General features: G+C 38.8%; 22 protein-coding genes and 1 other RNA gene. 8 read left to right on the forward strand and 15 right to left on the reverse strand.

What is annotated here, in order from left to right:
- Positions 1 to 49: 49 nt before the first annotated feature.
- From LIS78_RS17330 to LIS78_RS17350, 5 genes are all read right to left on the reverse strand, one after another.
- On the reverse strand, positions 50 to 199 hold the full coding sequence (locus tag LIS78_RS17330; RefSeq protein WP_013058052.1) for a hypothetical protein: 150 nt from the start codon (positions 197 to 199) through the stop codon (positions 50 to 52).
- A gap of 200 nt (positions 200 to 399) precedes the next feature.
- Positions 400 to 1,797 (reverse strand): NCS1 family transporter, encoded by a 1,398-nt coding sequence (locus tag LIS78_RS17335; protein WP_252284072.1) that lies wholly within the window; start codon positions 1,795 to 1,797, stop codon positions 400 to 402.
- A 247-nt stretch (positions 1,798 to 2,044) separates the two neighbouring features.
- A complete protein-coding gene (locus tag LIS78_RS17340; protein ID WP_252284073.1) occupies positions 2,045 to 2,308 on the reverse strand; it encodes an excalibur calcium-binding domain-containing protein in 264 nt (87 codons plus the stop codon).
- Between the two features lie 101 nt (positions 2,309 to 2,409).
- Positions 2,410 to 3,342: a class A beta-lactamase gene (bla, locus tag LIS78_RS17345; RefSeq protein ID WP_252284074.1), complete on the reverse strand. Its 933-nt coding sequence runs from the start codon at positions 3,340 to 3,342 to the stop codon at positions 2,410 to 2,412.
- Between the two features lie 170 nt (positions 3,343 to 3,512).
- Positions 3,513 to 4,058: a cupin domain-containing protein gene (locus LIS78_RS17350; RefSeq protein ID WP_209150212.1), complete on the reverse strand. Its 546-nt coding sequence runs from the start codon at positions 4,056 to 4,058 to the stop codon at positions 3,513 to 3,515.
- A gap of 136 nt (positions 4,059 to 4,194) precedes the next feature.
- Here LIS78_RS17350 and LIS78_RS17355 point away from each other — a divergent pair, with 136 nt between their 5' ends.
- Entirely contained in the window at positions 4,195 to 4,812 is a 618-nt protein-coding gene (locus tag LIS78_RS17355) for a LysE family translocator (RefSeq protein WP_252284075.1), read from the forward strand.
- 255 nt (positions 4,813 to 5,067) lie between these two features.
- Here LIS78_RS17355 and LIS78_RS17360 read toward each other — a convergent pair whose 3' ends face one another.
- The gene (locus tag LIS78_RS17360; protein ID WP_252284076.1) at positions 5,068 to 5,409 is read right to left on the reverse strand and encodes an MGMT family protein; all 342 of its coding nucleotides are present in this window, start codon (positions 5,407 to 5,409) and stop codon (positions 5,068 to 5,070) included.
- A 348-nt stretch (positions 5,410 to 5,757) separates the two neighbouring features.
- Here LIS78_RS17360 and LIS78_RS17365 point away from each other — a divergent pair, with 348 nt between their 5' ends.
- A complete protein-coding gene (locus tag LIS78_RS17365; RefSeq protein ID WP_209150216.1) occupies positions 5,758 to 6,306 on the forward strand; it encodes a MerR family transcriptional regulator in 549 nt (182 codons plus the stop codon).
- Between the two features lie 32 nt (positions 6,307 to 6,338).
- Here the strand turns inward: LIS78_RS17365 and LIS78_RS17370 are convergent, their stop codons facing one another.
- On the reverse strand, positions 6,339 to 7,223 hold the full coding sequence (locus LIS78_RS17370) for a LysR family transcriptional regulator (RefSeq protein WP_252284077.1): 885 nt from the start codon (positions 7,221 to 7,223) through the stop codon (positions 6,339 to 6,341).
- Between the two features lie 253 nt (positions 7,224 to 7,476).
- Between LIS78_RS17370 and LIS78_RS17375 the strand changes: the two genes are divergently transcribed.
- Positions 7,477 to 8,694 (forward strand): MFS transporter, encoded by a 1,218-nt coding sequence (locus LIS78_RS17375; RefSeq protein WP_209150220.1) that lies wholly within the window; start codon positions 7,477 to 7,479, stop codon positions 8,692 to 8,694.
- 113 nt (positions 8,695 to 8,807) lie between these two features.
- Here the strand turns inward: LIS78_RS17375 and LIS78_RS17380 are convergent, their stop codons facing one another.
- Together LIS78_RS17380 and rnpB are read right to left on the reverse strand one after the other, a co-directional pair.
- On the reverse strand, positions 8,808 to 9,197 hold the full coding sequence (locus tag LIS78_RS17380) for a VOC family protein (protein WP_116075320.1): 390 nt from the start codon (positions 9,195 to 9,197) through the stop codon (positions 8,808 to 8,810).
- A 225-nt stretch (positions 9,198 to 9,422) separates the two neighbouring features.
- Positions 9,423 to 9,811, reverse strand: an RNA gene (rnpB, locus tag LIS78_RS17385) — RNase P RNA component class B.
- A 247-nt stretch (positions 9,812 to 10,058) separates the two neighbouring features.
- Here rnpB and LIS78_RS17390 point away from each other — a divergent pair.
- Positions 10,059 to 10,877 (forward strand): histidinol-phosphatase, encoded by an 819-nt coding sequence (locus tag LIS78_RS17390; RefSeq protein ID WP_209150221.1) that lies wholly within the window; start codon positions 10,059 to 10,061, stop codon positions 10,875 to 10,877.
- Between the two features lie 91 nt (positions 10,878 to 10,968).
- Here the strand turns inward: LIS78_RS17390 and LIS78_RS17395 are convergent, their stop codons facing one another.
- The 3 genes from LIS78_RS17395 to LIS78_RS17405 all read right to left on the reverse strand — a co-directional run bounded on the left by LIS78_RS17395 (position 10,969) and on the right by LIS78_RS17405 (position 15,416).
- Positions 10,969 to 12,462 carry a glycoside hydrolase family 1 protein gene (locus tag LIS78_RS17395; protein ID WP_195782528.1) on the reverse strand — a complete coding sequence of 498 codons (1,494 nt, stop codon included), beginning with the start codon at positions 12,460 to 12,462 and terminating at the stop codon, positions 10,969 to 10,971.
- Between the two features lie 42 nt (positions 12,463 to 12,504).
- Positions 12,505 to 14,445 (reverse strand): beta-glucoside-specific PTS transporter subunit IIABC, encoded by a 1,941-nt coding sequence (locus tag LIS78_RS17400; protein ID WP_252284078.1) that lies wholly within the window; start codon positions 14,443 to 14,445, stop codon positions 12,505 to 12,507.
- Positions 14,446 to 14,564: 119 nt separating this feature from the next.
- Positions 14,565 to 15,416 (reverse strand): PRD domain-containing protein, encoded by an 852-nt coding sequence (locus tag LIS78_RS17405; protein WP_116075312.1) that lies wholly within the window; start codon positions 15,414 to 15,416, stop codon positions 14,565 to 14,567.
- Positions 15,417 to 15,745: 329 nt separating this feature from the next.
- On the opposite strand from LIS78_RS17405, the gene LIS78_RS17410 reads away from it, so the two are divergent.
- Positions 15,746 to 17,326 carry a histidine kinase N-terminal 7TM domain-containing diguanylate cyclase gene (locus LIS78_RS17410; RefSeq protein ID WP_252284079.1) on the forward strand — a complete coding sequence of 527 codons (1,581 nt, stop codon included), beginning with the start codon at positions 15,746 to 15,748 and terminating at the stop codon, positions 17,324 to 17,326.
- Between the two features lie 144 nt (positions 17,327 to 17,470).
- Positions 17,471 to 18,232 (forward strand): MBL fold metallo-hydrolase, encoded by a 762-nt coding sequence (locus LIS78_RS17415; protein ID WP_252284080.1) that lies wholly within the window; start codon positions 17,471 to 17,473, stop codon positions 18,230 to 18,232.
- Positions 18,233 to 18,535: 303 nt separating this feature from the next.
- On the opposite strand, the gene LIS78_RS17420 is transcribed toward LIS78_RS17415, so the two are convergent.
- Together LIS78_RS17420 and gdh are read right to left on the reverse strand one after the other, a co-directional pair.
- Positions 18,536 to 19,588 carry a DUF4003 family protein gene (locus LIS78_RS17420; protein WP_229754566.1) on the reverse strand — a complete coding sequence of 351 codons (1,053 nt, stop codon included), beginning with the start codon at positions 19,586 to 19,588 and terminating at the stop codon, positions 18,536 to 18,538.
- An 81-nt stretch (positions 19,589 to 19,669) separates the two neighbouring features.
- Entirely contained in the window at positions 19,670 to 20,455 is a 786-nt protein-coding gene (gene gdh / locus LIS78_RS17425) for a glucose 1-dehydrogenase (protein WP_252284081.1), read from the reverse strand.
- A 447-nt stretch (positions 20,456 to 20,902) separates the two neighbouring features.
- Between gdh and LIS78_RS17430 the strand changes: the two genes are divergently transcribed.
- Together LIS78_RS17430 and LIS78_RS17435 are read left to right on the forward strand one after the other, a co-directional pair.
- On the forward strand, positions 20,903 to 21,529 hold the full coding sequence (locus LIS78_RS17430; protein WP_195782523.1) for a nitroreductase family protein: 627 nt from the start codon (positions 20,903 to 20,905) through the stop codon (positions 21,527 to 21,529).
- 60 nt (positions 21,530 to 21,589) lie between these two features.
- On the forward strand, positions 21,590 to 22,894 hold the full coding sequence (locus LIS78_RS17435; protein WP_252284082.1) for an aldehyde dehydrogenase: 1,305 nt from the start codon (positions 21,590 to 21,592) through the stop codon (positions 22,892 to 22,894).
- A 41-nt stretch (positions 22,895 to 22,935) separates the two neighbouring features.
- Here LIS78_RS17435 and LIS78_RS17440 read toward each other — a convergent pair whose 3' ends face one another.
- Positions 22,936 to 24,306 carry a DUF2254 domain-containing protein gene (locus LIS78_RS17440; protein ID WP_209150231.1) on the reverse strand — a complete coding sequence of 457 codons (1,371 nt, stop codon included), beginning with the start codon at positions 24,304 to 24,306 and terminating at the stop codon, positions 22,936 to 22,938.
- Between the last annotated feature and the right edge of the window lie 154 nt (positions 24,307 to 24,460).

Genomic DNA, 24,460 nt, shown 5'->3' on the forward strand with positions numbered 1-24,460 from the left:
ACACAGGAACCCGGGTTTTTTAAAACGTGTAAAAATAAAGGCAAATACGTTATCTCGGTTTATCTACTAGCTGCGTTTGAGCGATTTCGGTTTGCTTAATTCCCGCTCGTTGAATTTCATCAGCAAACGATTCATGTTTCAGGGTTTTGATTACCTTTTCGCTTCCATCTCGAAGAGTATACACTCTAAATTCATACATACTCTGCCCTCTCCTTTAAGATATGATTGATGCGATACACTCGATGCTCTCCTGTTAAAAGCAACCTATACAGAGGTAACTTTTTACTCTTATTTACTTTACCCACTTCTTTTGGGAACTAGACAAAGAGTTTTAATCTGACGCGATAGAAAACAAACAAAAAGCCTTTGCGGCAAGCAAAGGCTTTTATCTATTGAATGTTATTGTTCAAAGATGGTTCCTTTTTTAAATTTTGAATGTTTAAAAGCAAATTTCGTCAAAAGAATATACGCAACTCCTGCAACTACTACTCCTATAATCCAGCCTAAATCAACTTCTATAAACGCAGCACCTGCACCGATGAGCATCGCAAGCATGGCGCACGGATTGTAGCCGGAAAACGGCCCTTTTTCTTGATACAATTCTTCTACGTTTACTCTTTGTTTCCGTAAAATATAGTAATCGACTAGTAAAATAGAAACAATCGGACCTAAAAAAGCAGAGTAAATCAAAATGAACAGCCCAAGACCTGCAGCTGACGAATCTTGAACAAGCACCCAAGGGAACGAGCAAAAGGCAAGCAGTCCAGTAATGGTAACCGCCACTTTATAATTTGCTTTTGTCAGCAGCGTAATAACATACGTAGGCGGAATAATATTTGCCACCATATTTACGGCAATAACCCCAATTACAATAAATGTCGATACAGCAGCGGTGATATACGAATTATCCACTACAACCGCGAACGCTTTGACAGGATTGGAAATACCTGTAGCAGAAGCAAGCATTGCCCCGATTGTAAGAACGAATCCGTAGGCTACTAGAATCGGTGTAAAGTATAAGAACCCACGCTTTGTGTCGCTAATTCCTGGCTTCAGTTCTCTAGAGTAATCGGCTGCGCTTAGAAAAATCGCCGCATAATTTCCCATAAACATCATAATGAAAGAAAAGAACGGAAGTCCCCATGAACCTTTGGTATTCACCCACTTCTCTGCTACTACCTCACTATGAGAGGTTAGAAGAACACCAAATACATAAACAAGGCCAAGCAATATGATGATTGAAGCAAGCATCTCTACCCATTTAACCGCATGGAAGCTGTACAGTGAAAGTACAATTTGCAGCAGTTGAATGATAATAAAACAAAGAACAAGGTTGTCAAAAGACCCTTTGCTCACAATTTTTCCAATTTCATTCAAAGCTGTACCACCTGTCCAGCTTTGGAAACCATACCAAATGATAGCTGGAATACCTCGTAAAAGTGACGATATAACGGAGCCTTTTATTCCAAAAGACATTCGAAGCTGCATTACATAGGGTATACCCGTCTTGTAGCCAATTCGATCGTTTAACATAAAAAAAGTAGAAATAATACCAATGGCAATAATCGCTGCCACAAACGTTTGGAAAAGATTTAATACCGCTGTGCCTGCTACTACCAAGCTCGCGCCAAGCGTCATATTTCCTAAATTAACGCCGTCTCCAATCCACATAAACATATAGGACATCGGAGTTAGCTTTCGATCACTTTCCGCTTTTGGCTGCAGTGACGGATCAAGACCTCTATCTTGATGAGCATGTACCTCTTCTATAACGGAACTTGTTGCATTTGTAGACACTATACACTCAACTCCTTTTTTATGATGTTTCCACTCTTATTTCTAACATTAGATGTGAGTTAACTTAACATGTACATAGTGTATACGAATTTCACCGTAAGTTCATTATTATTTATGTGAATTTTCTGATATTATTTTGTGCGATTTGACTAATTTTTAGGGAGACTTCAGCTCGCAACATACAGGAGTTGATGATAATAAAAAATCCAAGCGCTTACAATAAGCGCTTGGATGAGTCAGCTAGTATTTATTTTTCACAGGCAATGTAGTCTTTATCTCGATCTAGCTTTGTATTGGCATCATACAGTGATTTTGATACGTACGGTTTGTACTTTGTTTTGCCGCCTTTATTTGTTACATTAGCCGCACGAGCTACGCCGCCGTTGTAGTCTTTGTTTAATTCCGTGCAGTTTTTGTAAGATTTAGCTGCCGCATCTACGTTTGAAACTGTGCTAAAAGATACGCTTGTTAATAAACCGAAAGATAGAACAATTGGAAAAATCTTTTTCATAACAGATACTTCCTTCCTATATTTTGTCTAATTAATAATAGAATGTTCTATCAATCTTTTCAATCTTTTTTTTACATTTAAACTACTATTATCCAATTTTTTTATTTACGAGTAGCTTTAAGAGTCTTCACCGCTTGTTTAGCCGCTTCTGCAATCAGTTTATCATTATACTCGGCATCTTTTTCCGTACGATTGGAAAGGATCGCTAGAACAATTGGATCTCCGTTTGGCGGCCAAAGGATGGCAATATCATTTCGCGTCGCGTATGAGCCTGCGCCTGTCTTATCCGCTACTTCCCAGCTTTTCGGCACGCCCGCTCTTATCAACGCATCGCCTGTTGTATTTCGCTTCATCCAATCCGTTAGAAGTTCACGTTTTTCTTCAGGAAGTGCCTGTCCAAGTACATATGTTTGAAGACTTGTAGCGAGTGCTCTTGCTGTACTTGTATCATGGGTTTCTCCTCGATTCACTTCATTTAAATCCGGTTCAAACCGCTCAGGCAGCGTTACATCGTCTCCTATTTTTTCTAAAGCTTCTTTAAATCCATCCGGTCCGCCCAGCTGCTGCAGAATTAAGTTCCCTGCCGTATTGTCGCTGTAGCGAAGCGATGCATCCGCTAGTTCTTTAAGCGTCATGCCTGTATCAACATGTTTTTCTGTAATTGGGTTATAGTTCACAAGGTCATCGCGCGTATAAAAGATCCGCTCGTTAAGATCTTCGATTGATTTGTGCTGTAAAAGTGCACCGACAGCGAGAGCCTTATGAGTAGACGTATAAGCAAAACGCTCGTCCGGGTGATACATTACCGTTTTATTTGTACCCGTATCTAAAGCAAAAACGCCAAGATTAGCATCGTATTTGTCTTCAAGCTTAGCAAACTCTCGATCACTCTTAGTTTCTTGTCTTTGACATTTTACCGTTTCAGCATGTACCTCGCTGCTTGAAAAGCCTACAACCACCGCGCACGACAGAGCGAATACAGGCACCATTTTTTTAAGCTTTGAAGTACGAAACATCTCTTTCCATGTCTTCATTACCCTTCAACACCTTTCCAAAAAGTATTTAGTATGTATTCTCTTAGGTAGAGATTACCAACAATGCTATTTTATCAATTGTTTATCCCCACAAACATGATAGCTTTATCACATTTATATAATAAAAGTGTCTAACACTGAAGATGAACAGTATGAAAACCGTAAGTATTTTAAAAAATAGGCGGTGTAACTGAGAATAAAATCACGGCTTTCTCCTCAAATGGATTGTCCCATTTGTGCTTCAGATGTGAAGGAATTTTAACGCTATCTCCTTTTTCTAGCACGTATACTTCCTCTTCCAAATACACCTTAATTTTCCCTTCTAAGACATATGCTACTTCCTCCCCTTTATGCGCTAAAGGAGATTCTGATGAAGACTTCATCGGAGGAACTTCCATAATCGCCGTAGCTAGATTTCCCGTAAAGTCTGGTGATACTAGCGAATACGTTAACTCTTTTACCTTCATCGTTTTACGCTCGTTCGAACGTACAACTAAATGAGAAGTGTTTATTTCTTCAAGTAAAAAGCTAAAGGTAGGCACGTCTAGGCATTTAGCTAAAATTTTAAGCGTTGAAATGGACGGATTAGCTAACCCTCGTTCAATTTGACTTAACATAGACGGCGTAATCTCCGCTAATCTGGATAATTCTCGACTGCTTAGTCCCTTTTCTTTTCGAAATTTCTCTACTTTTTTTCCAATATCTATATTTTCCATTATAATTCCTCCACAAAAATGTTTAATTATATTTAATTTTATTAAATAACACTTAATAAACTGAGATAAGTGTGTTAAATTATATTTAATAAATAAAATGTAGTTTGATTTTATCACAGCAAGGAGGAAGAAAAAAATGAATGACATCTTGACCTTTTTGGTTCTTACATTGTTTGTTATTATGAGTCCCGGTATTGATACTGCTCTTATTACCAAACGAACAATGGCAGATGGACAAACGGGCGGCTATAAAATGGCATTAGGCTTAGCGAGCGGCTCTTTAGTTCATACACTCGCCGCCGCGTTTGGTTTATCTGCTCTTCTCCTTCAGTCAGCTCTGGCATTTGAAATCGTAAAATATGCAGGAGCCCTGTACTTAATGTACTTAGGAATCTCTGCTTTTCTTTCTAAAAAAAGCGATACAGCTTCTCCTGTAAAAGAGGAAAAGTCAAAAGAAACATCCGCTTTTCGTCAAGGTCTTGTCTCAAACGTCCTTAATCCAAAAGTGGCGGTGTTTTTCTTAACTTTTTTACCTCAATTTGTTCAAAGTGATCAAAATGTAGCGATTCAATTACTTCTGATGGGAATAACATATACGATTCTAGCTATCACGTGGTTTTTCGTATTTGTCTTTTTTATCAACTATTTACGAAAATGGCTCACAACACCTAGCGTTCAGCGCTTTATGGATAAAGCAACAGGAGTCGTTTTAATCGGGTTTGGATTAAAGCTCGCTTTTGAAAAACATAAATGACAAAAGTATTCTAGTTAAAGGAAGATCCGAACGAGTTTGATTCTTGATGGAGAATCAACTTCGTTCGGATTTTTTCATTGTGTTGGTGAACATAGGTTTCACGTATGTAGGTGCTTCTAGCGGTTGATTGTAGGGCAAGACGAAGACTCCTGCGGGAAAAGCGGAAGCGATGAGGAGGCTCATCGGCCGCCCGCGGAAAGCGAAGTCTTGCACGGAAATCAACTGCGATGTAACAAGCGATTCATACTAGATCAGTTATCTCATTTGTTCGTCTGTAGATTGGATGGTATGCACATCAGGTTCATAGAGATAGAGTTTGAGACCAAGCTTTCCATCCGAAGAAACGAGTATTCCTTCCGCTTCGAGTGAAAGTTTTTGAACAAAATGCATTTCTTCGTCTTTAAACCCAATTTCTCCTTTGGAATTAATGACTCGGTGCCAAGGCAGTTTATGTTTTTTACTCATCGAGTGCAATACTCTTACAACTTGTCTTGCGCCTCGCGGACTTCCGGCCAGGCGGGCAATTTGTCCGTATGTCATTACTTTTCCACGAGGGATTTGTTTAATAAGTGCTACTGCTCGTTCTGTAAAACTCATGCTGCCCCTCCTTTTATTCTTTAGTACAACATTACCATAATCATTAAACAGTGAAGTAATCACTCGATTTTTCTTCACCAACATTATAAGATAATAATAAGAAGTACGCTCATCATTGTTCAACATACTCCAAGCAAATGCTTACTGATTATTTCCTATTCTTCAACTAACAAATCTTTGTGCGAGTGGCAGCTTATACCTTATTTATGACACTATGATTATAAAAACGTTACAGAAATCAACACAGCAAGGTACGTAGAAGCGTTACATGATAAGATAAACAGTAATACTAGTACAATTTCAAATTGATGCTGACGAATAAGTAATCATTTAAAAAGTGGTGAGAAAATGACAAAATGGCTTAGTGTAAAAGAGTTATCTGAAGAAACGAGTATTCCTACTTCAACCATCAGAAGATATATAGATAAATTCCAATATTTCTTTATACAAAAAGAGGATCATCGACCAAAACAATATGAAGCTGCGGCTGCGACCGTTTTACTGAAAATCAAGCAGCTTTATGATGAGGGCTATCAAGCAGAAGAAATCAATGAAGCGCTGCAAAAAGAATTTTCTTCGACTACAAGCAAAGATCAAGCTGCTGTTTCTCTAGAAGAGGCTGAAGACACAGAGGACACAGCAGAAGCAGTTGACCACCCAGAAGCGGACAACCAACAGCCGACACCTCCCGAACAGCCGGTACAGCCTGCACCCCAACAAGAGCCTGATACAAAACAAATTCTTCAGGAAAAAGATAAGCAGCTTATTCAATCCTTGCGTAAAAGCTTGCGAGAACAGCAGGCCATTTCAGAATTAGTAGAAGCTTCAAAAGAAAGCAGCGTAGTAGGTAAAAAACGATCCATTTTAAAAAGGTTATTTAAAAGAAAAAAGCACTAGGTTTGTAAACAAACCTAGGCTAGAAAATACCTTCATTTCTGGGCATTAAACTTATGTAAAATAAATGTTTTAAACTGTTTAGCAGCCGGCGATAGATATCTCCCTTCAATCCATGCTAGTCCGATTACCCGGTGGCAATTGGCTTTAGCTAATGGGATTTTTACTATTTTGCTTTGATCTATCCCGTGTAAATCTGGAAGGATAGAAATTCCTAAGCCGGCTCCTACTAGTCCCGCTACGGTATCAGCTTCTTCTCCTTCAAACGTTATGTTAGGCGTTCTCCCTGTCTCTTCAAATAACTGCTCGAACGTAAGGCGAAGAGAAAAGCCTTCTTTTAAATGAATAAATGATTCTTCAGCAATTTCTTCTAGTAAAATACTTTTACGATGAGCATACCGATGATTTTTTGGCACAATCACAAACAGCTCTTCACTCCAAAGATGCTGCCACTTAATGAACGATTTCTCTTCCATAGGCGCAATCAAACAAAGATCCAATTCGCCGAGCTCCAGCTGTTCAAGAAGCACGTGCGAAGGGCTTTGCCTCAGCTGAAAATTCACCTTAGGATATGTACAGCGAAACGAAGCGATTAAATCCGGAATCAAATCTGTGCTGAGCGTATGTAAAAATCCAAGTGATACCTGCCCTCTTTCAGGATCTAGCAGCGCTTGAATTTCCTCTTGTCCTTTATCAAATTCTTTCATCATATTGTCTACACGCTTCAAAAAAACTTTACCATATTGATTTAATATAATGGAACGTCCTTGCCGGTCAAATAACGGAGCTCCTACTTCCTCTTCAAAACGAGCGATTGAACGACTGAGCGCAGGCTGCGTAATTAACAGCTCTTCTGCTGCTCGCGTCATATGCTGCGTACGTGCTAGCGTTTGAAAATATTTAAACTGCTGCCATTCCACTTCGTACCATCTCCTTATCAAGCGACTCTATTCATTACATAGATGTATGAAAAATATGATTATAATGAATTATACATTATAAATAGCGGGTGTTACTATAAAAAATGGAAACATACTCGAGGATGTTTTTAGTTCCTTTTAATGACTGCTGTATACGGCTCCTACAAAATTTTATAATCATCATTTTCTAGCAGAAAGAAGGATTTGTTATGAAACGTATCGTACATCATAGAAAGTGTAAGCTGATTGCTCTATGAGTTACATAAAAAAAGGAACGCCCGTTTTTCGCAAAACGAGCTTTGCATTTTTTGCAGCCGGGTTTAATACATTTGCAATTTTATACTGCGCACAGCCTTTAATGCTGGCGTTCACAAAAGAATTTCATATTTCTCCGACAACTTCTAGCCTATCACTTTCCGTTACAACCATAGCTTTGGCTATTAGTATGCTTATTTTCGGTTCGTTATCGGAAGTATGGGGAAGAAAGCCTGTCATGGTCTATTCCATGCTTGCTGCTTCTGTGTTATGCCTGTTGACTGCATGTAGTCCTACTTTTCACGTTCTATTGTTTTTTCGAACAGCGGTGGGAATTACGCTAGCCGGTCTGCCTTCAGTGGCAATGGCTTATTTAGGAGAAGAAATTGAAGCTAAAAGCCTCGGTTCGGCAATGGGTCTCTACATAAGCGGTAATGCAATTGGCGCCGTTGGAGGGAGAGTGATTTCAGGCACGCTTAGTGATTATTTCGGCTGGCACGGTGCGTTAGTCGGCATTGGCATTATAAGCGTCGCAGCGACCGTTATCTTCTGGATTAGCCTGCCTCCTTCCCAGCACTTTCAATCTCGTAAATTAGAGGTTGGAAAGCTAGGGAAATCGTTACTTGATCATCTTAAAGATCCAGGATTAGTTTGTTTATACGGCTTAGGCTTTTTGCTGTTAGGCAGCAACGTCGCATTATTTAACTATATTGGGTATGTACTGACCGCTCCACCTTATTCCTTAAGTCAAACGATTGTCAGCTGGGTCTTTTTAATTCTCATTATCGGAATGTTTAGTTCGATGTGGACCGGCAGACTGGTAGACCGCTACGGAAAACGAAAAATACTTATGATGAACCTTGTGATTACGCTAGTTGGTGTGATTTTAACGTTAGATCCTGCTTTACTTGCTAAAATAGCCGGTTTGGGCTTGTTTACGTTTGGATTTTTCGGCAGCCATTCGATTGCCAGCAGCTGGGTAGGTCAGCGCGCTTTCAAAAATAAGGCTCAGGCTTCTTCACTTTATTTGTTTCTATATTACACGGGTTCAAGTGTAGGCGGAACGCTCGGGGGAGTCTTTTGGTCAATGTTCGGCTGGAAAGGCCTTATTTGTATGATTATTGTTTTTTTACTGATTGCTTTTATCCTTTCTGGTTTTCTTTTGAAGAGCTCAGTAAAGGCAAGACGCGTGACAAATGTTAAGGAAAGTTATTAGCTCTCATAGTAAATACACATCAAAAAAGACCCTTCTATCATCATAAAAGAAAGGTCTTTTTTGAGAATGTAAAACACATTTTTTCTTGTATGTACCCCTTAAAGCAAGCTTTTTTAGACTTTAACCCGTTCTACTAACTGCAGCAATTCACCGTTAGGCCCGTGAAATAAAATCATACGTCCGCCTTCGAGCGTTGGCTGAGGCTCAGATGATAAAAATTCAATTCCTTTGTTCTTATAATGTTGAATTGCCTTATTTATATCCTCTACCGTAAACGCAAGGTGGTTAACAATTCCACTTTTGTTATACTCGCCAATTGGATCAATGTCGCGAATGAGCTCAATTTCGATACCCGGCTGTTCTTCAAGATACAAAAAAGCCATCTCTCTTTTTTTGGTAGAGCCTTGAAGGCGAACTTTAAAGCCAAACATATCACAGTAGTAGTGAATTGTTTCATCCATATTTCCAACAATAATCGCTGTATGTTCCATTTTTTTAATCATCGATATTCTCCCTTTCCCCCATAATTAGTAAGTACAAGTAAACTATACAGCAATTTAGGCAATATGTATTTACAAATACCTTAAGTCTCCATACTACGGTAAGGGAAATTCAAGCACTTTATCAATGAGTCTGCGCTATGATTTGAAAAAATAACAAATAAAAAAACAAACCTCATTGGTTTGTTATGGGTACATCTTATATAGTCAGTCTCTGTTTCAACAACGTTCGATAAGCCATGTTTTGTACCTTTGTACTGCAAACGATTTTACTCTCGTACTCAGGTGGTAATCATCTATCTACGATTACGCATGTAACCGTCCGTCTCTCCGTTGGATTCCTTCAAGACGGTTCCCCTACCATTGTTTGGGTTTCTCGCTCGTGGGGTTTACCGCGTTCCACCTTTGCTGTTTCCAGCAAAGCTTCGTCACTGTGGCACTTTCAGGGATACTCAACCATATCCGAAGACGTAGGCGTTTTTTCCCGCCGTCAGCTAAGCTATAAGCGAAGCTGCCCTAGCTTATTTTTTCACTAGGCACGAACACTACGGGCATCTCAGCACCGTGCGAGCATGGACTTTCCTCTACATCAAATTATGCAGCGATTACCTGAACGTTGTTTCAGATCGTGTATTAGTAGTATACGCATTTTAGCTTGCCGAATCAAATGTAACTTTTGGTATGGGTTCCATTTCAATTTTTGCAGCGAGTTAAATAAAATAACTTGTTTCTGTACACTCTTTTTAGTAGATGAAGCATCAGAAAGCCCAAGAAATATTCTCTTCATCCATTTCTACGGGGATATTTTGTTTCTTTGTAGAATATTCTATACGCTACATAAAAAGATGACAGAGGTGATGAAAAATGAACGCTGATTTAAAATTTGATTTTCATACCCATCACGACCGATGCGGACATGCTCGCGGAACCATTCGAGATTATATAGAGGCGTCTATTGATAAAGGCCTTGATATCATTGGGATTTCGGATCATTCTCCTTATTTTGCGAGCGAAGAAGACCAGCCGTATCCTCATATTGCTATGGGAAAAAGCGCATTCTCCGGATATGTAGCTGAGATTTTGAAACTAAAAGAAGAATATAAAGAAAAAATTGAAGTGCTGTTAGGCGTGGAGTCCGATTTCTTTCCCGAGCATGCAAAAATATACCAAAGCCACTATGAAAAATATCCGTTTGACTACATAATCGGCTCTGTCCATCAAGTTGAGGAAATCAGCATCTTCCACAAAAAACGGTGGGAAGGACTTTCTCAGCAAGAAAAGCAGCGCACGAAAGAAACGTATTATCGATTGATCGAAGAATCCGCCCAGAGCAGAATGTTTCAGATTCTTGGCCATATTGATGCCATGAAAGGATTCTATCCTTCTTTTTCTTCTATCGAGACAGCTGTAATCGATCAGACGCTAAAAGTGATTTCAGCACATGATATTGCCATAGAAGTGAATACATCAGGCAAAACCAAAGACTGCGGAGGCTGGTATCCTGCAGATGATATTTTGGAAAGAGCCCTGCACTACGGGGTACACATTACATTTGGCTCCGATGCTCATGACCCGGAACGCATTGGCGACGACTTTGAACTAGTAAAAAAGCGTCTTAAAGAAATCGGCTTTACAGATTGGGTCTTTTTTAGACAGAAAAAAATGCAGGTAGCACCTTTGTAAAACGGTGAACTTAAATAGACTGTACACCAATACAAATATGCCTGAAGACACGCAGATGAAGGAACATCTCGTGTTTTCAGGCATGTGTTTTTTACTGAGAAACTTTGACTTTTGGAGATGAAGATAAATCTTCTCCATTTGCCTGAATCACTTGTTTATACCAGTAAAAGGAATCTTTTTTAGATCGTTCAAGCGTACCATTTCCTTCATCGTCTTGATCTACGTAAATAAAGCCGTATCGTTTTGACATTTCGTTTGTTGACACACTGATTAAATCAATAGGTCCCCACGCTGTATATCCCATTAAGTCTACACCATCTTTGACGGCTTCTTTCATTTGTTCAATATGCTGTCTTAAGTAATCTACACGATACGGATCATGAATCGAGCCGTCTTCTTCTACTTTGTCATACGCTCCTAACCCATTTTCAACAATAAACAGTGGTTTGCCGTAACGGTTATGAAAATCTTGTAACGTATAGCGAAGTCCTTTCGGATCGATTTGCCATCCCCAATCGGACGTTTGAAGATGAGGATTTTTTACACTTCCTGCAATCATATTTCCTAGGACATTTTCTTCTTCACTTTGAGTTGTTACAGAAAGAGACATATAGTAGCTAAATGAAATAAAGTCAACGGGATATTGCTTGATAATCTCATCATCCCCTACTTCTTTTACTATTTGAATGTTGTTCTCTTTAAAGTAACGCTCCATTACCTTTGGATATTCTCCGCGTACTTGAACATCTGTAAAAAATAAGTTTAAGTCATTTTTATGTTGAGCTAATAAAATATCGTCCGGATGATTCGTCACGGGATACGTTGTCATACGTGCAAGCATACACCCTACTTTTACATCAGGAATAATCTCGTGAGCTAGCTTAGTGGCAAGTGCACTCGCAACAAACTGATGATGCGCTCCTTGATACGCAATTTGTTCCGCTGACTGATTCGGAACATTTTCAACTAAGATACCGCCGCCTGTATAAGGACTATGCGTAATCACATTGATTTCATTAAACGTCAGCCAGTATTTTACTTTGTTTTTATAGCGCGTAAATACCGTTTCGGCGTAGCGTGTATAAAAGCCAATTAGCTTGCGGCTGTACCAGCCATTGTATTTACGCGTAAGCTCCAGCGGCGTTTCATAATGCGAAAGCGTCACTAACGGCTCAATTCCGTACTTTAACATTTCATCAAATAGGTTATCGTAAAATTGCAACCCTGCTTCGTTTGGCTTCACATCATCTCCATTAGGGAAAATTCTCGCCCAGTTGATCGAAATGCGAAGAGTTTTAAACCCCATTTCTGCGAACAGTGCGATATCTTCTTTATAGCGATGATAAAAGTCGATAGCCGTACGCTTTGGAAAACGATCGTTTACTTTGTTGTTAAGCACATCTTCAATATAATCTGCTTTTACATCCATTGAATAACCAGTTCGCTCGTCTTTTGGGATAAATCGGATCATATCTGCAGTAGACAGCCCTTTTCCATCAACGTCATAAGCTCCTTCAATTTGGTTAGCAGCTGTTGCTCCTCCCCATAAAAATCCCTTTTTAAATACAGTATCATTTGTTAACATAGTCCCCACGTCCTTTTTTCATATTTTTATTAAAAATAGCATTTATTTTACTACAGAAAGTAGCTGTTCCCCTTCAAAAATTGGACCTATTTCATTGACAGACAGCACATCTAAATACTCTGCGGTGTTTGTGACAATAACCATCGTAACAGTTTCAAATCCAGCTTCTGCAATCGCATGTCGGTCAAATTCAACTAGCGGCTGCCCTGCATTTACATGATCTTTTTCTTTCACCAGTGCCTTAAAATGCTCTCCTTTTAAAGAAACGGTATCAATTCCAATATGAATTAAAATTTCCGCTCCGTCCTCTCCTTTAATGCCGATTGCGTGTTGAGAATCAGGTAACACCATAATCGTTCCAGCGATAGGCGAGACTACGCGGTTTTCACTAGGTTTAATCGCAATTCCTTTACCCATAATTTCTTGAGCAAATGTTGGATCTGACACTTGATGCAGCGGCACAAGTTCTCCGTGCAACGGAGAGAAGACGCTTTTTGTTTTACCACTTTTTTTCTCCTCTACTGCTAGAGAAACATTTTGCAGTAGCGCTTCTTCTTTGACAGGATGTTCTTCAAGTTTTATTGTATTTTTTTCTGGTTCTTCTGAAGCAATATCTTTAAACCCAAGAGTAAGTACCAAGACAGCTGGTAAAATAACGGCCGCTGCCAGTAGCGCTACTGCGACAATCAAATTACCTGCTGCCCCGCTTGGGTCTGCAAACGTAGGAATAGCAAATATTCCGACTAATCCTCCTAATGTAAAAGCTTTAAACCCATACCACCCGGCAAAGCCACCGAGCAGTGCGCTAGAGGCAATAGCGTAATAAAAAGGCTTTTTCAACTTCATGTTTACCCCGTACATGGCAGGCTCTGTAATTCCGATAACAGCTGAAATGGCTGATGAAAACGCAACTTGTTTTAAATCTTTATTTTTTGTCTTCAACGCTACTCCAAAAGCTGCTCCTCCTTGAGCAAGGTTGCTGATATACATCATCGGCATCAAAACATTGTCAAACCCATACACTTTTAGATTTTGAATCGCAATAGGAGCTATTGCATAGTGCATACCGGTCATGATAATAAGAGGCATAAGACCTGCTAGTAAAAGACCTGCCAGCGGACCTGCTGTTTCAAACATCCATGAGAACATACTTGCTAATCCGTCTCCCATATACGTTCCAAGCGGACCGATTAACCATAACGTAATAGGTGCGGCGATTAGAAGTGCAAGCAGTGGTGAAAACATGACCGTAACGGTAGCCGGCATCCATGAACGAACAAATTTGTATATATATTTTAATAGAAGTACACCTAAAATAATCGGTATTACACTAGACGTATAGTTAACCACTGGAATGGATATAAAATCGATTCCAAATAACGTGAATTCTTTTATTTTCGTAATGCCTCTCGCTGCATCTACAAAGGTCGGATACAGCATGGCAGCTGCTAAAGCAAGCGCTAAGTATTCATTTGTTTTAAACTTGCGAGCTGCTGAAACAGCTAAGAAAAATGGCAGAAAGTAAAAGACTCCGTCCCCAATTGCATTCAGCACTGCGTACGTATCACTTTCTATGCTCAGCCATCCTAGCGTAGCAAATAAAGCGACAAAAGCTTTTAGCATACCCGCACCAATAAGGGCTGGTAAGATAGGAGTAAAAATTCCTGAAATACTATCCATTAGAAGTGAAACAACGCCTTGTTTTTGGCTACTTTTATCCTCGGTAGCTCTTCCACTGCCCAGCAATGGTTCAACTTCTTCAAAAACTTCAGCAACTCTGTTTCCAATAATGACTTGAAACTGATCACCGGAAAATTGAGCGCCCATCACTCCTTTTATTTGCTTAATTTCCTCCACCTGCACCTTATTCTTGTCGTGAAGATTAAAGCGAAGTCTTGTCACGCAGTGCCAAGCCTGGTTAACATTTTGTGCTCCACCGATTTTATCTACTACTTGTTTAGCTGTTTCTTTATATGAAGTCATTTATATCCCTCCTTTTTTCAATAAAAAAACCCAAACAGATCACCGCATGTTTGTAACATGCAAATGTCTGCTTGGGTAATGCCTGATCGAGTCAGTAACAATCCTCCAATGAAGAACGATTATTCAGTTTCTACTAAATTCGTCACTCGCCAAATGTGTAGCGTTAAGTAAAGCTTTTCATCTGAAGTTAAAGACCAACCATGCTGTTTATGAAGTAAATTAGCCACTTTTTCAACAGCTTTATATGCTTTTTCATACTTTGTTTTTACGACATCCAGCAGCGTAGCATCAACTTCTGGAGAAACATGTGGGTTCTGATCCAGCTGACGTAAAACAAAAAATCGTAGATGCGTGACAAAGCGAGAATAATTCATGGATTCTTCGTCAAGTTTGAGCTGAAAATGATATTGAACAACATCGATAATTCGATTAATCACTTCAGTCATCTTCATCGTTTCTTCCACTTTTGCTTGTACATTCTGTGCGTTTACAAAATGATAGGTGAGAAACGTTTCTTCACTTTTAGGAAGCAGCACATCAAGCCGGTCATACACTAGTCGAATAGCGTTAACCGAAGCATTATACTCTTTCGGATAAAGCTTCTTGACTTCCCAGCGGCTTGGCTGCGCGTATTCAAGGCCATTATGGCTTCGTTCAATCGCAAAATTTAAGTGATCCGCAAGAGTCAAGTGAATATTGGTGCGAAAAGGCTCACCTATTTCCCTTTCTGCTTGCTTGATTAACTCTACAGAAACCTCGAGAATTTCTGGTTTGATGCTCTCTAGAATTTGAGCCAGCGGTCTACGAATATTGGACGACTCCGCCACAAACTTTCGTCGAATGACAGCCTTATCAACTGGATCACCTTTTTTCTTTTGGAAACCGACGCCTGTTCCCATGATGACCCATTCTACATTAGAGGAGTCTTTGACCAATGCTACGTTATTATTAAATACTTTAACAAATTTCATAGATGCTTCCCCCACATCAGAACAAACGTAAAAATCCCATCTTAAAAACACATGAACACATCACGTATTTTTAACACAGGTAATGCCTGATCGAATCAGTAACAATCCAGGTTTAAGTTATTACTGAAATTATATTCTACTATGAAAGCGATGTCAATACATAAAATACTGAATTTTTAATAATCTACTATTCTCATAAAGAAGCTGCTTATAAACGAGTTATCCCTCTACTATCTCCGGCACTGCTCATTTCCCACATAAAACATCCACATTTTATTTCAACTGTGCTACATTTAACTAAAAATGCTTTCTTAATGAGGGATACAATTGTGAATTTAGATTTAACAGCTTATATAACGCTTATCTGCACGTCCGGTGTTCTTAATCTATACTTATGTTTTTACGTATTCATTAAGCGTCACCACTACGCTAACATTGCGCATTTATTTATTCTTCATACGGGCTTCACCACCGTTTATTGTATTGGTGCGGCATTTAGCTTACTATCTGTTAACCTCGAGGAAATGAAATTTTGGACCGTTATTCAATACGTGGGCATGCCTTTTTCACCTCCTGCAGGACTGCTGTTTGTTATGCAGTATGTCGGCATAAAGGTGAGGAAAAAACATATTTTTGCACTTTTTATCATTCCGTTTATTAGTTTGATCATGGTCGCAACAAATGACTGGCATCACCTTCATTACCGAGTGTTTGAAGTTGACCCAGTTTTAGGTGCTCCTTACATTTATCAAGAAATTGGGACCTGGTACATGATTCATGGAATGTTCATCTTTTCGTCTATGTTTGTTGCTTTTTTACTCGCCGTTTACCGCTGGAAAGAAACAGCCAAAGCTTACCGCCTGCAGTTAATTGCATTAATGGTCGGGCAATTAGTCCCTATCGTCACAGCTTTTGTCTATTTAATGGGCTTTACGCCGCAGGGAATTGATCCAGTTCCGATGGTTTTATGGGTTTCTTCTTCTTTATATTTATGGTCCATTAACTCATCGCGTATGTTTACAGTCATGCCCGTTGCTAAAGATGCGATATTTAACAGCATCAATGACGGTGTTATCGTGCTTGATGAAGCTTACAGATTAATTGAATTTAACTTAGCGTCGAAGAACATGTTTCCGCAGCTAAAAAAAGCAATGTTTGGAAAACGTTTTGCTGATATTTGGTTCACGCTATCGGGCAGTTCATTTCCTTTTACATTAGAAAATAAAAAAAGCAGTCAAGAGCTGCAGCTTTTTTCTGCGGATCAATCTCAGTATACGTATCAAGTTCGCACCTCTCCTTTGCAGTATGCTAACAACAGTCACGGCTTGCTGCTTATTTTTACGGATATCACGGAGCTAAAAAGACTTCAGCTAAAGCTTGAAAATCAGGCTTATTACGATGAGCTGACGCAAATTTATAATCGCAGGGCATTTTTTCAGTACAGCAAGCAAGCATTCGATGAAGCAAAACAGTCCGCATCTTCTTTTACGCTTCTTTTACTTGATATTGATTATTTTAAAAAAGTGAACGATACGTATGGTCATTATACCGGCGATCAGGTGCTTGTACATGCCGTAAAATCCTGCCAGTCCGTATTACCGCAAGGAGCCCTTTTTGCTCGGTACGGCGGTGAAGAATTTGTACTCGCGCTAAAGGGCTATACTTTATCCGAAGGCGAAACGCTTGCTGAACAAATTCGCCGTCACATCGAGACTCAGCCCTTGCTGATTAATGAAGAAGCGATCTCTGTTACGCTAAGTCTTGGAGTAGCACAAGCGGAAAAACAAGAAAATGAAACGTTAGATGAGCTGTTGAATAAAGCAGATATCGCCCTGTACGCTGCCAAACAACATGGACGCAACCAAGTACGTGTATATAAAGAGATAAAAGAAATCCTAAAAAGAACCTAAACAGCACTGTTTCGGTTCTTTTTGCTTTTGACTACTATTCTTTCATTTATCAAGTGAAAGTGTTAAAAGACTTGATTTTATCTATGTATTTGCAACTAGAGTATCCTATAAACTATACGTAGATCAAAAAAAGGAGAGATACAGATGAAGATTACACATATTCGTAATGCTACTCTAATTGTTGAATACGGGGGAAAAACGTTTTTAATTGATCCCATGTTAGCGGAAAAAGGCACTTACCCTCCTTTCCCAAATTCAATCAGACAAGATCAAAACAACCCTTTAGTGAACTTACCGATATCCGTTGAAGAGATTATTGATGGTGTAGATGCAGTTATTGTCACTCACCTCCATTTAGACCATTTTGACGATGCGGCTAAACAGGCTTTGCCAAAGGACATCAAAATGTTCGTTCAAAATGAAGAAGATGCCGCAGTAGTGAAAGATGCTGGTTTTAAAAATGTAGAAGTACTTACACAAAACACCGTTTTTGAAGACATTCAATTAATCAAAACAAAAGGAGAGCACGGAAGAGGAGAAATTTTAAAGCGTACCGGTTTAGTATGCGGCGTTGTTCTTAAACACAAGAGCGAAAAAACGCTTTATGTAGCTGGTGATACGGTATGGTATTCCGCTGTTGGAGAAGAAATCAACACACATAAACCAGAGGTCATTGTCGTAAACGGCGGAGATAATCAATTTTTAGAAGGCGGTTCTCTTGTGATGGGGAAAGAAGATATTTACGAAGTATACAAAGCCGCTCCTCATGCTACGATTATTTCTGTCCATATGGAAGCTGTAAATCACTGGATGTTATCACGAGAAGAATTAAAAAGCTTTATCAAAGAAAAAGAAATGGCGTCCCGCGTCTTTGTTCCAAATGATGGCAAGGTTTATGCTTTTTAAGAGAGAAGATGAGACAAAAGTATTTTAGTTGAAGGTAAATCCGAACGAGTTTGATTCTTGGTTGAGAATCAAATACGTTCGGAATTTTCCATTGGTATGATGAACGTAGGTTTCATGTATGTAGGTACTTCTAACGGTTGATCGGAAGGCAAGGCGAAGACTCCCGCGGAAAGCGAAGCCTTGCATGGAAATCAACAGCGGTGTCATAATCGATCCATACGAGCTCATTTATCCCACTGGTTCATCTTTAGGTTAGATTGATGTGGTTATGTCTCAATCTCTCTTTTATAATCTTTTAATTTATCAAGTAGTAGTCGTAGTAGCAACTGCTGAAGTGCTCGCAATAACCGCTATCATAGCTGCTTGCTGAGCTTGAATAATTGTTTCAATCGATGTGTAGATGCCTGTTTCGACCACTCCAGAATCCTTCAGCTTTTCACTTATAACCAAATTAACCGCGAGCATAACATTGATGTCTTTATGCCACTTAAAAAGTTTGTCTGTATTTAACTGTTTCACCACTTCATAAATGATTTCAATTTCATTTTCTGGTTTTTCAAACAGTGCTAATAAGCCAATGACTGGATAATGCATCGCTTTCACTTTAATGCCTGCCGATTCACAGGTTTCTTTTACTGCTAGGCATCTTTCAATAAGGGTATCCCCATGTAAATTTTTATCGATTGCGAGAATATGACTTAAAAATTGAAGGTCATTCCCTCTTTTAAATCCATACTGTGCCAATGTGGTATAGAAGTGTTCAATTTCATGCATCAGATCATCAACAAATTCGCTCGTTTCAGCTAATAGCACAGCAAGAGGTACATCACCGCTTGATGTGAGGAAGAGATGCTTTTTTTTCATGCCTTGATAAATTTCTACTGACCTTCGAACCATTTCTTTATGACTTCGACTTGACTCATTCGACAGCATAGCGGAAGCCGCGATATACGTAAATGCGCCTCTAGTAAACCCGCCTTGTACCAATTGATCATATACATCCAGAAATTCATGAAACGTTTCTTTTGGATTCTCATAGCGGGTATCTAGCATGGCTGCGATCGTAAACCGCTGTGATGATTTTAATGTAGAAAACATTCCTACTTGATTTTTAATATAGTCACTTAACTCAATATAAGGCTGCAGCTGAAGTAATTTGCCTTTCACTACATACATAGAAGCGATGCCCATAAACTGCTTCGGATCTGCCACTTTCCATTTAAGCTCATTTTTTAAACGTGTATAAAAATCACTATACTGATCTACTTTTTGTTGAATCGTTTCCGGTAGCATATCAACACGTCCTTTATTAGTTGTTAGTTTATATACGTAATACTTCAACAGAAGTTTCAACATTTGGTAAATTCACCCTATATTTGTTGCATACAAAAAAGACATCGGGATATCCCGAGGTCTTTTTCCGTTCAGTTTTATTTATTAACCTCTTCCCGCTTGGAAAGAAGGATATTTTGTCATACCGCCATCAGCAAATAGTGTAATACCTGTTACATAGCTTGCTTGTGATGATGCTAAGAATGCTGCAACTGATGCGATTTCTTCCGTGTTGCCGATGTAACCCATTGGAATCATGCTTTCTACGTCTGCACGCTGCTCTGGATCTGCGAATTTTTCAGCGTTGATTGGCGTATCGATTGCACCAGGTCCAATGTTATTCACGCGGATACCTTTTGGCGCATATTCAAGAGCCAATGTTTCCGTCATTAGTTTCATACCCCCTTTACTTGCTGCATAGTGAACAAATAGTGGCCAAGGAATCATTTCGTGAACGCTAGACATGTTAATAACGTTTCCTTTAATGTCATTTTCAACGAAATATTTAATCGCTTCACGGCTTCCTAAAAACGCGCCTGTTAAGTTTGTATCGATGACTTGATTCCAATTTTCTAATGATAATTCATGAGAAGGAACGGGATTTTCAACACCTGCATTATTAATCATAACGTCTAATGTACCAAATTCTTTAACAGCTGTCTCTACAAGATTCACAACGTCTTCTTCTTTTGTTACGTCACCTCGAACAATAATCGCTTGACCGCCAGCTTGTTCAATTTCTTTTTTTACTTCTAGCGCTTCATCTTCATTGCTTCGGTAGTTTACAACCACTTTTGACTGTTCTTGACCAAAACGAACGGCCATTGCTCGGCCTAATCCTTTTGATCCGCCTGTTACAACAACTACTTTATCTTTTAAATCTGTATACATCTTGAAGTCCTCCTACTTTTCCTGTTTAATATGTCTTGCTATACTGTACTAATTAAAAATACAGTTTAGGTTTTAAAAAGAGAATAAACATTTCTCTATCTCTTCTTTCCCAAACGGTCATTCATTTGAAAAGTAGCAAATTCACTTTTGCTTCTTTTCGTTACTTATCGTAACCAAGAGAAATAAAGTAGTCAAACTTTTTGTTTTATCATTCTTATTATTTATTTTTACCACTTACTCTCTTCATGTCTGTTCCCCGTAGGATGTGGCTTCACACTTCCAATTAACACCACTTCAAAAGTTTAAACTTTTTCCCTTGCAATTCTTAAATCAATGTATTATATTGTTGATGTATCAATTATTGATATATCAAACAATCGTCCACAATCAAAAATACGGAAATGACAATAAGTAAGTTTAACGCCTAAAAAGAAAGGAATAATGACTATGACTATAAAAGACTTTAACGAAATTGCTTTAAAACGTCGTTCAATTAAAAAATATGATCCTTCAGTAAAAATTAGCCGTGAGGAAATGGAAGAAATCCTTACCGAAGCTATGCGCGCTCCTTCTTCTGTTAATATGCAGCCATGGCGCTTTGTTGTGATTGAAACACCTGAAGGAAAAGAAAAATTAGCTGAACTTGCGAAATTTAACAGCGAACAAGTTAATACATCTTCAGCTGTTATTGCTGTATTTGGTGACATGAACAACGTCGAATATGCAGACGAAATTTTTGGCAAAGCCGTAGAACTTGGCTATATGCCTCAAGACATTAAAGAACAGCAGTTAAATTTCTTCAAGCCAATTTATGAAAACATGCCAAAAGCAGATATGAAAGACATCGTTCTGATTGATTCAGGACTTGTGTCTATGCAGCTTATGCTTGTTGCTCGTGCTCACGGATATGACACAAATCCAATCGGCGGATACGAAAAAGAATTAATCGCAGAAGCATTCGGTCTGGATAAAGAACGTTATGTTCCGATTATGCTTATCTCAATCGGAAAAGCAGCAAGCGAAGGTCATGCTTCTTACCGTTTACCGGTCAATACGGTTACAACTTGGAAATAAGCAGCTAGTTCTATTCAATAAATAAAGAGCTAAAAATGTGAAGTAAAAGGAGACTTTCCAATGAATAACTATCAAGAACTTACAAAAAAACAACTTTCATTCTTTCGCAGCGGTAAAACAAAAGACGTTGCGTTCCGTATCGAAACGCTAAAGAAATTAAGAGAACTTGTTGTACGTCATGAAGACGACATTTTAAAAGCAGTAAAAGCTGATCTTAACAAACCAGAATTTGAAGCAAAACGTGCAGAAGTTGGTCTTGTGCTAAGCGAAATCGACTTTGCAGTTAAGAATCTTGCAGAATGGGCAGCGCCAAAAGAAGTAGAAACACCATCTACTCACGCCGGAGCAAAAAGCTATATTTATCAAGATCCGTACGGTTTAGCTCTAGTGATTGCACCTTGGAACTATCCGTTCCAACTTGCTGTATCACCAGTAGTAGGCGCGATTGCTGCAGGTAACTGCGTGGTGTTAAAGCCTTCTGAATTAACACCTCATACGTCAAGCCTTCTTGCTAAGATGTTTAATGAAAACTTCCCTGAAGAATACATGACTGTAGTCGAAGGTGAAGTGGAAACAAGCACTGCTTTACTAAAAGAAAACTTTGATTACATCTTCTTTACAGGAAGTACAATGGTCGGCAAAATTGTGGCAGAAGCTGCTGCTAAACATTTAACGCCTGTTACGCTAGAGCTAGGTGGAAAAAGTCCTACAATTGTACACGAAGATGCAAATATTGAAGAAGCGGCAAAACGTATTGCGCGTGGAAAATTTGCAAATGCTGGTCAAACTTGCGTAGCGCCAGACTACATTCTTGTTCAACGAAATGTAAAAGACGAGCTGCTAGCTAAGTTAAAAGAAGTGGTAACAAACACGTACGGTGAAGATGTTTCACAAAATCTAGATTTCCCTCACGTGGTGAGCGAAAAACATTTTGATCGCCTCAGCAATTTCTTAACGAACGGAAATGTCGTGATGGGAGGCAAAACGGACCGTTCTCGTCTGTTCATTGAGCCAACCGTTCTTGACAACATCTTATGGGAAAACGATGTGATGCAAGATGAAATCTTTGGACCAATTCTTCCAGTGATGGTATACGATGAAATCTCAGAAGTGATTGAGGCAATCGTAAAACGTCCAAAACCATTAGCACTTTATCTTTTCTCTGAAGATGAAGCAGTCCAAGATCAAATTTTAAACAGCGTGTCATTCGGCGGCGGTTCTATTAACGATACGATTAACCATATGACATCTCACTACCTTCCATTTGGCGGCGTTGGTGACAGCGGAATGGGTGCGTATCACGGAAAAGCAAGCTTTGATACATTTTCACATGCAAAAAGCATCTTAAAACGTTCAAATAAATAAATAAAAGAAAAGCCGAAGTCACGAGTTGACTCCGGCTTTTTTTACTCGTTCATTTGTTTAGTTATTTGTTCATATTGCTCTTCCTTTTCTGTAGAAATAGCTAAATCATAAAGAATATGTAAAAAATATTTTTTATCTTGAACAAATAAATATTCTTCTTCAAAGCCTTGAGACGTGTAGACGGCAAACTCCCAAATGTCGTCGTAATAAGCTGGACCAATGGCTTCAGCGAGATTTCCAAGCGTTTTAAGCAGCTCCATTGTAATGATAATATTACGTCTAGCATAGTGCCGGATATTGGCAAATCCATCATATAAAAAGTCCTCAAACTTTTTGTCTGGTATCACCATTCGTATGACGCCTTTATCATCAACTAAGTAAGAAGAAAATTGGCTAGCGTCACAAATTTCCCGAAGAATATCGCTAATTTGGTGAATCGAGTTAACCGCCGTTTTGAAGTCATCATTTCCTAATGATTTAATCGCCATCTCCACAAACTTCGTAATAATATACGTAGTGTCTTGAATATCAGTTTGAGATTTCCCTACATGGACATATTGGTGAAAAACGGTGCAATCCATTTCATCATGCTCTATCGAATCTCTATGCCAATAATAAAACAATACGGTTCCGTTAAGCACATAATCCCCTACTTCACGCTCCATTTTTATGACTAAATTATGCTCTTTGGCACAGTGAATCAATTGGCTGTAGTTCACTGTTTGAATATAGCCAGATGTTTGAATACATACCGGCTTTTTCTCTCCTTCTGGAAAGGAAAATTGTTCACTATGACTAGACTGCGTTCGATGAATCTCCAGTTCCTCGCGGATTGTTGTCTTAATTGCTTTTATGGACGCTGTTTTCATCGATTGAGTCATATGATTTACTTGCAGCCACTTAACAGAGTGATTAATAAAGTAGACAAACGTGCCCGCACTAAAAACCGATAGCGCCGTCGTCACAAACGGAATCGCAAAATACCCGTCTACTTGAGAACTGTTTAAAAAGAGAAAGACAAAAAGTGTATACAAAAAACTCCCTATAAAAATCCCCAGAATTCGCTGAGTAGATTTAGAAGAAGCAAAGTTTTTTAACACGCGCGGAGAAAACTGAGCTGCAAATGATGTAAACACAACAAGCATTAAATTAAACGTAAACGTCGTAATTGATAGAATTCCAGGCATAATTGTGCTCACTAACGTATTCGTTAAATCCATGTTAATTGAAAAAAATGAAGGAACTTTCTCTCCTACTTTGCAATAATAGTCAAGAAACAGCGTCAGTGCAGCTAAAAGAACAGAAAAAAAAGCATAAATTAAGGGACTAAACCATATTTGACTAGTTAACTCATCTTTAAAAGCACGAGGAGAAAGCTGTTTCCTTGCAGCTATCCATCTAAATGTATTCATACAAAACCTTCCTTTTTATTTGTAAATCTCTAACTTTTTTCTTAGTTCCCTTAATTTTTCTAATTATGCTTATATAATGGAAAAAATCTATTTTTTTAGCTATAGCCATACAGAGCAAAAAAACCAAGCAGGTTCTATATCCGCTTGGTTTTTT

Source organism: Priestia megaterium, assembly GCF_023824195.1.
Taxonomy (GTDB): Bacteria; Bacillota; Bacilli; order Bacillales; family Bacillaceae_H; genus Priestia; species Priestia megaterium_D.